This window comes from Streptomyces sp. NPDC093221, assembly GCF_044753885.1.
Lineage (GTDB): Bacteria > Actinomycetota > Actinomycetes > Streptomycetales > Streptomycetaceae > Actinacidiphila.
Genome location: NZ_JBIVOA010000004.1, coordinates 678675 through 691112, shown reverse-complemented (window position 1 = coordinate 691112; position 12438 = coordinate 678675). Strand labels below are relative to the sequence as shown.

Here is a 12438-nt window from a genome sequence, read left to right as displayed (position 1 = left end):
GTCTCCGCCACGCACACGGGCCCGTCCGCGACCTCCGGCCTTCCGGCCACGGGGCCGCGGACGGGCACCGGTCACGCGGCCTCGCCGCCCACCGGCTGCCGAAGGACCAGTCGCAACGCGTAAGCGGGCTCCGTCTCCTGGCGCGCCCAGCCGACCGAGGCGACCGTGTAGGCGGGCCCCTCGCGCAGCCAGTCCGTGGCGGCCTGGAAGAGCTCGGCGGCGTCGCCACCGGCGAGGATCAGCACCCCGTCGTCCTCCACCGTCACCCACATGTCGACATGGCTGTTCACGAACGCGCCCGCCCGGTCGCGCAGTTCGTCCGACACCGACTGGCTGTCACTGGCAATGGTCATGGACCGCACCCCTTCGTCATCCGTCATCCGGATCCCTCATCCCGCAATCGTCAACTACCCCTCGCATTCCCCGTTCACTGTCCGTCACACACTTCACGTGTCGCGCAATCGACGGGGGAGCGGTACGGGCAGGCGTGAACGGCTGAGGGGCCTCCCGGTCCGGGAGGCCCCTCAGCCGTTCGTCGTGCTCGCTGCCTGCTTCCGGCTGCCTACTTCTGCGTCATCAGGCCCGCGCGCAGGCCGGCGATGGTGCGGCTCAGCAGCCGCGACACGTGCATCTGCGAGTAGCCCAGCTCCTCGCCGATCTGCGCCTGCGTCATCTCCTCGCCGAAGCGCATCTGGAGGATCTGCCGGTCGCGCTCGGGGAGCTTGGCGATCAGCGGGGCCAGGCTCTGGAAGTTCTCGATGAGGTCCATCGCGTAGTCGCACTCGCCGAAGGTGTCGGCCAGCGTGCGGCCCTCGCCGTCACCGCCGCTCTCACCGTCGTTGTACGGCGTGTCCAGCGAGCCCGCGGTGTAGCCGTTGGCGGCGACCAGGCCCTCGATGACCTCTTCCTCGGTCAGGTCGAGGTGCGCGGCCAGCTCGGCCACCGTCGGGTCGCGGTCCAGCACCAGCGCGAGCGCTTCCTTGGCCTTGCTCAGCTCGACGCGCAGCTCCTGGAGGCGGCGCGGCACGTGCACGGCCCAGGAGGTGTCGCGGAAGAACCGCTTCATCTCGCCGACGATGTACGGGATGGCGAAGGTGGTGAACTCGTTCTCCCGCGACAGGTCGAACCGGTCGATGGCCTTGATCAGGCCGATCGTGCCGACCTGGACGATCTCCTCCATGTCGGTGGCCGGCCGGTTGCGGTAGCGCCCGGCGGCGAAGTGCACCAACGAGAGGTTCATCTCGATCAGCGTGTTGCGGGCGTACTGGTATTCACGGGTGCCCTCTTCGACGGCCTGGAGCCGGTCGAAGAAGAGCTTCGACAGCGCCCGCGCGTCCTTGGGGGCTACCGCCGTGGCGTCGTCGATCCGCGGAAGTTCACCAATCAAGCCGCCCTCGGATCGCGGTGATGCCTCAAGCGTCGCCGTTTCGTACGCGCTGTCCGACTGCTGAACCTGTGTGGTCACGTCATCGCCTCGCCTCGGTAAGACTGTCCACAAGCCGCTTGCCCGCTGTCGAACGTCCTATGCCAACTTTTTTTCGAGCAATTTTTCCGGGCCCCGAACGGGTCCGAGCGGCGGCCTGTTTCGCGTCCTTGTCCGTGTTCTGCCGGGTCCCGTCGCGCGTCCCGTCTCCGGCCGCGCGCCGCGACTACTGCCCCGCACGGTAGCGCAATCCGTCCATGAGCAGGTCCAGCAGACGTCCCGCCTGCGCCCTGCGCTCCGGACCGGCCGCCGACAGCGCCACCCCGCCGAGCCCGACGAGCACGTCTTCGGGGTCGGCGTCCGCCCGCAGCGTCCCGGCCTCCGCGCCCGCCCGCAGCAGGGTGCCGACCGCGCCGAGCAGCGCCTCACGGCTGTGCGCGAAGGGGTCGCCGCCGGACGCGATCACGGCGCGCAGCGCGTCGGCCATGCCGCGCTTGGTCGTCATGTAGTCGATGAAGTGGTCCATCCAGGCGCGCGCCGCCACGTCGGGGGGAGCGGCGGTGAGCAGCCGGGGCGCGGCGTCGCACAGCCGGGTCAGCTCGTTGCGGTACGCGGCCTCGACCAGCGCCTCTCGGGTCGGGAAGTTCCGGTAGAGCGTGCCGATGCCGACCCCCGCGTCCTTGGCGATGGCCTCGAGCGTCACCTCGGGGCCGTCGTGGGCGAACGCGCGCACGGCGGCGGCCAGCAGCCGGTCGCGATTGCGCTGCGCGTCGGCGCGCAGGGGGCGGGGTGAGGTGCCCGGCACGGTGTCTCTCCTCGGTGGGACGCGGATCGTCGGGGCACGGCGGCCCGGCGAATTTGCAAGCGGAGGTTCCTCCACTTACGGTGGATCTGAGCGGAGGTTCCTCCGGTTTTTATCGTACCGGCAGTGCCATGCCCTCCGCGCTACCGAGGAGACGCACGGATCATGACGTCAAACCCCCTCATCACCACCCCCTTCACCAGGGAGTCCACCGCCGCCGACGTGCTGGCGGGCATCGATCTGACCGGCCGCCGCGCCGTCGTGACCGGTGGCGCGTCCGGCATCGGTGTCGAGACCGCCCGCGCCCTGGCCGCCGCCGGGGCCGAGGTGACGCTGGCCGTACGGGACGCGGAGGCAGGCCGGCGGACCGCCGAGGACATCACGAGGACCACCGGGAACGAGCAGGTGCGGGTCGCTCCGCTCGACCTGGCCGACCAGGCGTCCGTCGCCGCCTTCGTCGCGGACTGGCAGGGCCCGCTGCACATGCTGGTCAACAACGCCGGAATCATGGCCTCGCCCGAGATGCGCACCCCGCAGGGCTGGGAGATGCAGTTCGCCACCAACCACCTGGGCCACTTCGCCCTGGCCACCGGCCTGCGCCCGGCGCTCGCCGCGGCGGGCGGCGCCCGCGTGGTCGCGGTCAGCTCCAGCGCCCATCTGCGCTCGCCCGTCGTCTTCGACGACATCCACTTCCGCGAGCGGCCGTACGAGCCCTGGTCCGCGTACGGCCAGTCCAAGACCGCCAACGTGCTGTTCGCCGTCGAGGCCACCAAGCGCTGGGCGAGTGACGGCATCACCGTCAACGCGCTGATGCCGGGCGGGATCAGGACCAAGCTCCAGCGCTACGTGTCCGACGAGGAGCTGAACCGGCTGCGCGCCGAGCGCGGCCCCGACCTCCCGCGGTGGAAGACCCCGGAGCAGGGCGCGGCGACCTCGGTGCTGGTCGCGGCCTCTCCGCTGCTCGACGGCGTCGGCGGCCGGTACTTCGAGGACTGCGACGAGGCGGCGGAGAACCGGCCCGGCGCCCCCGACGGCGTCGCGGCCTACGCCCTCGACCCGGAGGCGGCGCGGCGGCTGTGGGAGGTGTCCGTGGCGACCCTGGCCGCCGGATAGCGCGGCGGGGACATCTCCGGGGACAACGGCGGGGACATCTCCGGTGGCATCGGTGGGGACGTCTCCGGGAACGCACGGAGACTTCCGTATATACGGTGGCGCCGCGGTACGTCACGCACCGCGGCGCCCGGCCGATGGCCGCTCACCCGCGCTTCTGACCGCCTTCGCGCCCGGTGCGGTCGGGGTCGGTGGTGCACCCGCCTTTACGGCAGTTCACGTCGGAGCATGACATCGTGGATCACCTCCTCTCGTCCGGCTCGGTCCCCGGCAGGTCGCCGGGGACGCAGTCCAGCAGGAGTTTGTCGACGCGCCTGCCCTGCCACAGCGCGGCGCTGCGCAGCCGCCCGGCGTCACGGAAACCGGCCTTGAGGTAGGCGTGCACCGCGGCGGTGTGCGGAGCGAGTACCTCCAGCCACACCGCGCTCAGCGACGCGATGGTGAAAGCCCAGTCGAGGGTGAGTGCGGTGGCCTCGGCGGCGTAGCCCAGGCCGCGGTGCTCCGGGGCGATGACAAGGGTGTACTCGGCGCTGTTGGCCGACTGGTCGACGCTCAGCGCGGTGGTCCCGACCGGAATGCCACTGTCCGTGGTGATCACTTCGAAGAGTTGGTAGTGGGTGGAGGTATGGCCACTGTGGAAACGAGCCTGGAAGACTTCCCAGGACACCGGCCAGCGGGCCCCGAATCCGACGACGGTCGCCGGATCGGTCTCCCACCGGTGGTAGTCCTGCATCATCTCTTCCCTCGCCAGTGCCAGCGCCAACCGTGCCCCGCTGCGCAGCGGAACGGGTGCGGCGGAGCGGCTGTTGGTCATCACGCGCGGTCTCTCCTCCGTGTGCCCTGTCCGGCTCCGGACAGCCGTCCGTAAAGCGTCATTCCACTTTCCGCGTCACCTGGGCAGATCCGCTGTATTGGCCATCGCCCGGTGGGCCGTGTGCTTGCGCCCCCGGCACGCGGGCGGCCCGGCCGGCCCCGGCGCACGTCGGCCGGGCGGCTCGCCGGATCTGGCGGGAAAACGATGCACCTGTTCCGCGCACGCCCGCCTGCGCGTGCCCCTGCGTCGTACGCGGTGCGGGTGACCGGTGTGACGCGTGGTCCAGTGCGATCCGGACGATTTCCCGCAGAACGGCCGCACCGCCGTCCGAGGCCCGCGCGACGCACGCCCGTTCGGGGGAATGCCGGGCCAGGGGCTCGCGTTCGCGGATACGGAGAACGGGCCGGCCGCTTGGTTAAGGTGACCGGTGGGACCCGTATTGACCACATCTGTCAGGAGCGGTGAATGAGCGACGGCGACGACTTCAATGCCCGGATCACGGCCGAGTTCCGGGCCAGCCACGGGAAGGTCGGCGGCCCCTTCGAGGGCGCGCCGATGGTGCTGCTGCACACCCGCGGCGCCCGTACCGGCATCGAGCGCGTCAACCCGCTGATGTACATGGCCGACGGGGACCGCTATCTGGTCTTCGCCTCGAAGGGCGGCGCCGACACCCACCCCGCCTGGTACCTCAACCTCCTCGCGCACCCCGACATCGACATCGAGATCGGCGACGAGACCATCCCCGTGCACGCCGAGGAGCTCAAGGGCGCCGAGCGCGACGAGAAGTACGCCGAGCAGGCGTCCCGCTTCCCCGGCTTCGCCGACTACCAGAAGAAGACCAGCCGGGTCATCCCGGTGATCGCGCTCAGCCGCCGCTAGGACCGCGCGCGGCGGGTGCGACCTGCCGTCGGACCGCGCGGGCGGCGGAATTACGTCAGGCTCCCGCGCGGTAGGCCGCGTCCAACCGGGGAAGGCAACAGGGGCACACGGTTGTCGACGGCAGGAGGTCTCGGTGAAGGTGGGTCTGTTGACCCGGGAATATCCGCCGGATGTATACGGCGGAGCCGGGGTCCACGTGGAGTTCCTGGCCCGTGAACTGCGCTCATTGGTGGATGTCGCCGTGCACTGCTGGGGCGACGGGGCGGACAGCCCCGACACGGGGGTGACCCGGCACCACGCCCCGTCCACGCTCGACGGCGCCAACGACGCGCTGCGCACCTTCTCCGTCGACCTGGCCATGGCCGCCGGTCTTCAGGGCCGCGACCTCGTCCACTCGCACACCTGGTACGCCAACCTCGCGGGCCATCTGAGCAAGCTGCTCTACGGCATACCGCACGTGCTCACCGCCCACTCGCTGGAGCCGCTGCGGCCCTGGAAGGCGGAGCAGCTCGGCGGCGGCTACGCCCTGTCGAGCTGGGCCGAGCGCACGGCGATGGAGTCGGCCGACGCGGTGGTCGCGGTCTCCGACGGCATGCGCGGCGACATCCTGGGCTGCTATCCGGCGCTCGACCCCGACCGGGTGCACGTCATCCGCAACGGGATCGACACCGCCACCTACCGGCCCGACCCGCGCACCGACGTGCTCAGCCGGATCGGCATCGATCCGCAGCGCCCCTACGTGCTCTTCGTCGGCCGGATCACCCGGCAGAAGGGCGTGCCCCATCTCCTGCGGGCCGCCCGCGAACTCGACCCGTCCGCGCAGCTCGTGCTGTGCGCGGGAGCGCCGGACACCCCCGCGCTCGACCGCGAATTCCGCGCGCTCTTCGACGAGCTGAACGCGGTACGCGACGGCGTGCACTGGATCCCGGCGATGCTGCCACGCCCCGCCGTGGTCCAACTCCTCACCCACGCGGCGGTGTTCGCGTGTCCTTCGGTGTACGAGCCGCTGGGCATCGTGAATCTGGAGGCGATGGGCTGCGGCACACCCGTGGTCGCCTCCGCGGTCGGCGGCATCCCCGAGGTCGTCGAGGACGGCGTCACCGGGCTGCTCGTGCCCTACCGCGAGGAGGACCCCGCCGCGTTCGAGGCGGGACTCGCGCGGGCGCTCAACCGGGTGATCGGCGACCGCGCCGAGGCGGAGCGGATGGGGGCGGCGGGCCGGGACCGCGCGGTGCGCGAATTCGGCTGGGACACCGTGGCACGGCGTACGGCGGAGCTGTACGCGTCGGTGCTGGCGCAGGGCCGGTAGGCGGAGTGAGCCGGTGAACGCCGGAACACGGGACCGGGATCAGGCACGAGAACGGCACGAGGAGCAGATATGAGCGGCAGAGACGACAAGGGGGGGTCTCGATGCGTGGAGGACCTTCGGTACTGGGCATAGTGCTGGCCGGTGGCGCGGGAAAGCGGCTGATGCCGCTGACCGCCGACCGGGCCAAACCAGCGGTGACCTTCGGCGGCACGTACCGCCTGGTCGATTTCGTCCTGTCGAACCTGGTGAACGCGGACATCCTGCGGATCTGCGTGCTGACGCAGTACAAGTCCCACTCGCTCGACCGCCATGTGACCACCACCTGGCGGATGTCCAGCCTGCTGGGCAACTACGTGACGCCGGTACCGGCACAGCAGCGGCTCGGCCCGCGCTGGTACCTCGGCAGCGCGGACGCGATCCTTCAGTCCCTCAATCTCGTGCACGACGAACAGCCGGACTACATCGCGGTGTTCGGCGCCGACCATGTGTACCGGATGGACCCCCGGCAGATGCTGGCGCAGCACATCGAGCACGGCGCGGGCGTCACCGTCGCGGGAATCAAGGTGCCCAGAGCCGACGCGGCGGGCTTCGGCGTGATCTCGCCCGCCGCCGACGGCATACAAGTGGAACGCTTCCTGGAGAAACCCCTCGACCCGCCGGGGCTGCCCGGCGACCCCCAGCATGTCTTCGCCTCGATGGGCAACTACCTGTTCAGTACGAAGACCCTGATCGACGCCCTGCACGAGGACGCGGAGGACCCGCAGTCCGTGCACGACATGGGCGGCAGCATCCTGCCCCGGCTCACCGACCAGGGCGTCGCCCAGGTCTACGACTTCGACGACAACCACGTGCCGGGCGAGACCGCCCGCGACCACGGCTACTGGCGCGACGTCGGCACGCTGGACGCGTACTACGACGCGCACATGGACCTGATCTCCGACCAGCCCGCCTTCAGCCTGCACAACCGGCGCTGGCCCATCTACACCCACTCCGGGCAGCTCCCGCCCGCCAAGATCGCCGCGGGCGGCATCGTGGGCGAGTCGGTGGTGAGCCCCGGCTGTGAGATCCGCGGGCAGGTCACCCGCTCGGTGCTGTCGCCCGGCGTGGTCGTGGACACCGGCGCCGTCGTCCAGGGCTCGGTACTGCACGACAACGTACGGGTCGGGCGCGGCGCCATCGTCAGGGGCGCGGTGCTCGACAAGAACGTCGACGTGCCGCCGGGCGCCACCATCGGCGTCAACCCGGACCGCGACCGCGAGCTGTACACGGTCTCCGCGGCGGGGGTGATCGCGCTGGGCAAGGCCCAGTTGGTGCTCTGACACGCACCGCCCGTACGCGGAACGGCGGCCACCCCTCGGTGTGAGGGATGGCCGCCGGTTCTCGTACGGCCGGGGGAGCGCCGCCTAGCTGCCGTACACCTCCAACTCGTAGATCCGCGCCGCCGGATCGGTGTTCTGGGTCGGCGTGATCACGCTGAGCCGCACATAACGGGCCGTGGCGCTCACCGCGTTGGTCGTGGAATCAGCGGTGTTGCCGCGGACCTGGGCGACGGTGGTCCAGGTGCTGCCGTCGGCGGAGACGGCGAGGTCGAAGTCCTTGGTGTTCCAGCTCGGGTCCTCACCGCCCGCCCCGGCGTGCCGGACGGTCAGCGAGGACAGGGCGTGCGAGGCGCCGAGGTCGACCTGGAGGGTCTTGGTGCCCGACACCTTCGAGCACCACTTGTCGCTGTTGCCGCCGGTGTAACTGCCGTTGACCGCCTTGTCGGGCGTCTCGGTGGTGCCGCACGCGTCGGAGCCGGTCGCGGTGCGGCCGAGCGCGAGATCGGCCTGGCCGCCGCCGTACACCTCCAGTTCGTAGAGCCTGGCGGCCACGGTCGAGCCTGCCGCGTCGTTGACCGGCGAGGAGATGGCGACCTTCACATAGCGGGCCTGGCGCGCCGAGACCGGGTGGTAGGTACGGCTGGAGCGCGAGCCCGTGACGGTGGCCGCGGTGGTCCAGTTGGCGCCGTCGGTACTGGTCTGGATGGTGAACGCGGCCGTGTTCCAGCCGGTGTTCTCCCCGCCGAGCCCGGCGTGCTTGAGCACGAACGACGACACGGTCTGCACCGAGCCGAGGTCCACCTGGATCGACGGATTGGCCACTGTGGAGCACCACTTGCTGTTGTCCTTCAGCGTGCCGTCCACGGCCTTGTCGCCGGACTCCGCGGTCGCGCACGGCGTCGAGGCCGTCACCGGCTTGCCCTTGGCCAGGTCCGTGCCCAGTTCGGGCGCGGCCGGCACCGGGGTCGCTCCGTCGGTGAAGGACGGCGGGACGTCGCCCGCGCCCGTTCCCCAACTCGCGCTCGGCGTACCGCCCATGGTGAAGTTCAGCGTCCCGCCGCCCGCCACGTCCGGGTAGCGCAGGTAATTGTGGCTGGTGGCCGTCCCGTTGACGCTGACGCCCTGCACATAGCCGCCGCTGCCCGAGGAGTTGATGGTGATGTTGCCGCCGGGCCGCTGGAGCAGCACGGACGGGAACTGCGGGCCGTGGATCGCCAGTGTGTCCGCGCCGGGCGTCGCCGGGTACACCCCGAGCGCGGCCCACACGTACCAGGCCGAGGTCGCGCCCAGGTCGTCGTTGCCCGGCAGGCCGCCGGGACCGGTGGTGTACGACTCGGTCATCACCTTGCGCACCGCGTCCGAGGCGCCCGCGGGGTCACGCGCGTAGTTGTACGCCCACGGCACACCGTGCTCCGGTTCGTTGCCGATGTAGTAGTACGGCAGGCTCTGGCCCGCGTTGACCTGCGTGAAGTGGTGGTCGAGGCGCTGCACCGCGGTCTGCCGGCCGCCCATGTCGTTGATCAGGTCGGAGAAGTCGTACGGCACCATCCAGGTGTACTGCGACGCGTTGCCCTCGGTGAAGTTGTTCTGGCTGGCCGGATTCAGCGGCCACGCCCAGCTCCCGTCGGAGTTGCGCGGCTGCGTGTAGCCGGACTCGGTGCTGTACGTGTTGCGCCACCACTGCGCGCGCGTCATGTGCGTGGAGTAACTGGACGTGTTCCCCAGCGCCTTGGCGAACTGCGCGACCGCGAAGTCCGACGCGGAGTATTCGAGGGAGTCCGAGGGCGCGCCGGGCAGATAGTGCAGGTTGGTGTACGTGCCCTGATTGCCGCGGATCGGCGAGCCCTGCATCGTGCCGCCGTTGGACGCCTTCTCCATCAGCGACAGCGCGCTCGCGGTGTCGAAGTCCCTGGCCCCGAAGGCGTAGAGACTGCTCACGATGATCGGACCCGGATCGCCCGTCATCACGAAGTCCTCGTTGGTCTGCTGCGACCACTTCGGCAGCAGACCGCCCTGCTGCCCGTCCAGGACCATCGACTTGGCGATGTCGCTCGCCTCGGTCGGCGCGATCAGCGCGACCAGCGCCGCCCAGGACCGGTAGATGTCCCAGCCCGAGTAGTTCTGGTAGACCGGCCGGGTCGAATTGTGCACCGCACCGTCGAAGCCCCGGTAATCGCCGTTGACGTCACTGGAGACGTTGGGGCTCTGGAATACGTGGTAGAGCGAGGTGTAGAACTTCTTCAGGTCGGCGGTCGCGCCGCCGGTGACCTGCGCCCGGTTGAGGATCTGGTTCCACGAGGTGTCGGCGGCCGTGCGCACCGCGCCGAAGTCCCAGCCGTTGTTCTCCGCCACCACGTTGGCCTGCGCGTTCGCCACGCTCACGTAGCTCAGCCCGACCTTGAACTGCACGGCCGCGTTGCCGGTCGTGTCGAAGGTGACGTACGCGCCGGTGTTGGTGCCGCTCGCGCTGGACGAGCCGTCGGTGACCGTGCCGCCCGACCAGGTGCCGTGCCCGGTCGGGGCGCGGTCGAAGCGGATGTCGAAGTAGATCTGGAAGGTCTTCGTGGAGCCGCAGAAGCCGCCCGCGGTGACGCTGCCGGTCACTTCGGAACCGTTGACGTTCACCGTGCCGCTGCGGTTTCCCGTCGCGCTGCGACTGGTGTTGATCAGCAGCCGGGAAGCCGTGGACGAGGGGTAGGTCAGCTTCCCCATGCCGGTACGGGTGGTGGCCGTCAGCTCGACATTGGTCGCGTACTTGTCCAGCCGGTTCTTGTAGTAGCCGGGAGCGGCCGACTCGTTCGCCTTGGTGTAACCGGACGCGTAACTCGTCCAGTTGGTGCCCGGTGAGCTGCTGACCGCGCCGGTGACCGGCATCAGCGGCAGGTCCTCGTTGTTCGGGCAGCCCGCACCGTCGAAGTGCGTGAGGCTGAAGTCCTCGATCGAGGTGTCGGAGTAGCGGTAGCCGGAGGGCGAGGCCGTCGGGGTGTCGGGGCTGAACTGCACACCGCCGAAGGGCACCACCGCGCCCGGATACGTACTGCCGCCCGCGCCGCCCGGCACGGGGTTGGGGGCCGAGCTGTCGTCGGTGCCGACGAACGGGTCGGCGTACTGCGTCAGCGGCAGCGTCGCGGCGTGCGCGGGGGCCGCGGCCAGGCCGCCGACGCCGAAGGCGGCCAGTAACAGGGCGCTCGCGGCGCCGACGGTTCTGATGCGGAACGGAGTGGGGGGCACGGAGGAGACCACCTTCTCGCGGAGGCGGCGCGCCGTCGTCCTTGCGGGCCGCCTCGGGGCACGGGGGGCTGCGCGAAGTGCATGTGAACGTTACCAAGCAGAACCGAATTGTTGAGGTGTACCTGACTGGATGTCAAGGGTGCGGACCAGGCCGGGACATCGGGTGTTTCCGGCCGTACGAGGCCCGTGCGGAGCCGCCGACGAGGTCCGGGCGAAAGCGGCGTGACGATGCGTCGGGTCGAACGCGCGAGGGCCTGACATTTTGTGAACGTTACCAAGCGCTCCACCACGGACGATGGTTGTCCGCGCCGTGGCCTGACATCATCGACACCAGCCCGTACGGCGGTCGGCCCGAAGCACGCCGAGGAGGAGGCCCGTGAAGCGCCCGACGATGAAGGACGTGGCCCGGACCGCGGGGGTGAGCCCCATGACGGTCTCCCGCGTCGTCTCGGGCGAGCCGGGCGTCTCGCCGGACACCGCCGCCAGGGTCGAGCGGGCGGTCAGGAAGCTCGGTTACCAGCGCAACGACAACGCGCGCAATCTGCGCCAGAAGAACCTCGGCACCTCCACCATCGCGCTCGTCGTCGACGACCTCGCCAACCCCTTCTACGCGCTGATGGCCCGCTCGGTCGAGGACGAGGCGCACCGCCGCGGCTACGTCGTGCTCGTCGGCAGCACCAACGACGAACCGCGGCGCGAACGCGAGGTCATCGCCGCCTTCACCGCCCGTCAGGTGGACGGCCTGATCATCGTGCCGACCAGCGGCGGCCACGGTTTCCTCAAGCAGCCCATGGAGGGCGGCACCCAGGTGGTCTGCGTGGACCGGCCCGCCAAGGGCCTCGCCGTGGACACCGTCACCGTCGACAACCGCGCGGGCGCCGAACGCGCGGTCAGCCACCTGCTCGGCCACGGCCACACCCGTATCGCCTACCTGGGCGACCGCTACGGCATCTGGACCCAGCGGGAGCGCCACCTCGGCTACCTCGACGCGCTGGCCGCGCACGGCATACCCGAGGACCCCGACCTCGTCCGGCACGAACTGCGCTCGCACCGCGAGGCGCGCGGCGCGCTCGCCGGGCTGCGCGCCCTGCCGGACCCGCCGACCGCGCTGTTCGCCAGCAACGACCTGATCACCATGGGCGTGCTCGACGGCCTCGACCACCCGGCCCCGGTGGCCATCGTCGGCTTCGACGACCTGCCGCTCGCCGAACGGCTCAGCCCGCCGCTGACCGTGGTCAGCCAGGACCCGGTGGCCATCGGCGGCACGGCGGCCAATCTGCTCTTCACCCGGATCGGCGGCGACCGCTCCGCACCCCGCTCCGTGGTGCTGCTGACCCGTCTCGTGATCCGCGGCTCCGGCGAATTCCGCGGCCTCCGGCCTCCCCAACCCGCCCCGGATCAGCGGTGATTACCGTCAGCAGCGGAAGTCCACTGTCGCGTCATTGACATGCACACCATTCCCCATCAGGGTGAGAGCGCTCTCAGAACCGCTGCGGAGGAACGGATTCCGCGATGTCCGGCGACGTCTGTCCTCCGCGGTGCCCCAACTGA

Annotated in this window: 10 protein-coding genes; 5 read left to right on the top strand and 5 right to left on the bottom strand. The window is 70.5% G+C overall.

From position 1 onward, the window contains the following. Nucleotides 1-71: 71 nt before the first annotated feature. The 3 genes from ACIQCJ_RS19995 to ACIQCJ_RS19985 all read right to left on the bottom strand — a co-directional run bounded on the left by ACIQCJ_RS19995 (nt 72) and on the right by ACIQCJ_RS19985 (nt 2228). Nucleotides 72-353 (bottom strand): hypothetical protein, encoded by a 282-nt coding sequence (locus tag ACIQCJ_RS19995; RefSeq protein ID WP_402712074.1) that lies wholly within the window; start codon nt 351-353, stop codon nt 72-74. A gap of 209 nt (nt 354-562) precedes the next feature. Further along, nucleotides 563-1465: a SigB/SigF/SigG family RNA polymerase sigma factor gene (locus tag ACIQCJ_RS19990; RefSeq protein WP_391052386.1), complete on the bottom strand. Its 903-nt coding sequence runs from the start codon at nt 1463-1465 to the stop codon at nt 563-565. A gap of 184 nt (nt 1466-1649) precedes the next feature. Further along, complete coding sequence (locus ACIQCJ_RS19985; protein WP_355345886.1) at nt 1650-2228, bottom strand: helix-turn-helix domain-containing protein; 579 nt, start codon at nt 2226-2228, stop codon at nt 1650-1652. 162 nt (nt 2229-2390) lie between these two features. Here ACIQCJ_RS19985 and ACIQCJ_RS19980 point away from each other — a divergent pair, with 162 nt between their 5' ends. Then, entirely contained in the window at nt 2391-3338 is a 948-nt protein-coding gene (locus tag ACIQCJ_RS19980) for an SDR family NAD(P)-dependent oxidoreductase (RefSeq protein ID WP_391052390.1), read from the top strand. A gap of 238 nt (nt 3339-3576) precedes the next feature. Here ACIQCJ_RS19980 and ACIQCJ_RS19975 read toward each other — a convergent pair whose 3' ends face one another. After that, the gene (locus ACIQCJ_RS19975; protein ID WP_391052393.1) at nt 3577-4149 is read right to left on the bottom strand and encodes a GNAT family N-acetyltransferase; all 573 of its coding nucleotides are present in this window, start codon (nt 4147-4149) and stop codon (nt 3577-3579) included. Nucleotides 4150-4614: 465 nt separating this feature from the next. Here ACIQCJ_RS19975 and ACIQCJ_RS19970 point away from each other — a divergent pair, with 465 nt between their 5' ends. The 3 genes from ACIQCJ_RS19970 (at nt 4615) to glgC (ending at nt 7656) form a co-directional block, all read left to right on the top strand. Continuing rightward, nucleotides 4615-5028, top strand: coding sequence for a nitroreductase family deazaflavin-dependent oxidoreductase (locus tag ACIQCJ_RS19970; protein WP_402712073.1), 414 nt, complete (start codon nt 4615-4617; stop codon nt 5026-5028). 133 nt (nt 5029-5161) lie between these two features. Next, complete coding sequence (gene glgA, locus ACIQCJ_RS19965) at nt 5162-6337, top strand: glycogen synthase (RefSeq protein ID WP_391045618.1); 1176 nt, start codon at nt 5162-5164, stop codon at nt 6335-6337. Nucleotides 6338-6438: 101 nt separating this feature from the next. After that, entirely contained in the window at nt 6439-7656 is a 1218-nt protein-coding gene (gene glgC, locus ACIQCJ_RS19960) for a glucose-1-phosphate adenylyltransferase (protein WP_391117612.1), read from the top strand. A gap of 84 nt (nt 7657-7740) precedes the next feature. On the opposite strand, the gene ACIQCJ_RS19955 is transcribed toward glgC, so the two are convergent. Further along, nucleotides 7741-10887 (bottom strand): GH92 family glycosyl hydrolase, encoded by a 3147-nt coding sequence (locus ACIQCJ_RS19955; RefSeq protein WP_402712072.1) that lies wholly within the window; start codon nt 10885-10887, stop codon nt 7741-7743. Nucleotides 10888-11263: 376 nt separating this feature from the next. Between ACIQCJ_RS19955 and ACIQCJ_RS19950 the strand changes: the two genes are divergently transcribed. Next, the gene (locus ACIQCJ_RS19950) at nt 11264-12295 is read left to right on the top strand and encodes a LacI family DNA-binding transcriptional regulator (protein WP_402712071.1); all 1032 of its coding nucleotides are present in this window, start codon (nt 11264-11266) and stop codon (nt 12293-12295) included. Nucleotides 12296-12438 lie beyond the last annotated feature (143 nt).

What these genes read in the sequence shown, in the direction of transcription:
- ACIQCJ_RS19980 (WP_391052390.1), top strand. Translation starts at nt 2,391, where the DNA reads ATGACGTCAAACCCCCTCATCACCACCCCCTTCACCAGGGAGTCCACC.
- ACIQCJ_RS19995 (WP_402712074.1), bottom strand. Translation starts at nt 353, where the DNA reads ATGACCATTGCCAGTGACAGCCAGTCGGTGTCGGACGAACTGCGCGAC.
- glgC (WP_391117612.1), top strand. Translation starts at nt 6,439, where the DNA reads ATGCGTGGAGGACCTTCGGTACTGGGCATAGTGCTGGCCGGTGGCGCG.
- ACIQCJ_RS19975 (WP_391052393.1), bottom strand. Translation starts at nt 4,149, where the DNA reads ATGACCAACAGCCGCTCCGCCGCACCCGTTCCGCTGCGCAGCGGGGCA.
- ACIQCJ_RS19970 (WP_402712073.1), top strand. Translation starts at nt 4,615, where the DNA reads ATGAGCGACGGCGACGACTTCAATGCCCGGATCACGGCCGAGTTCCGG.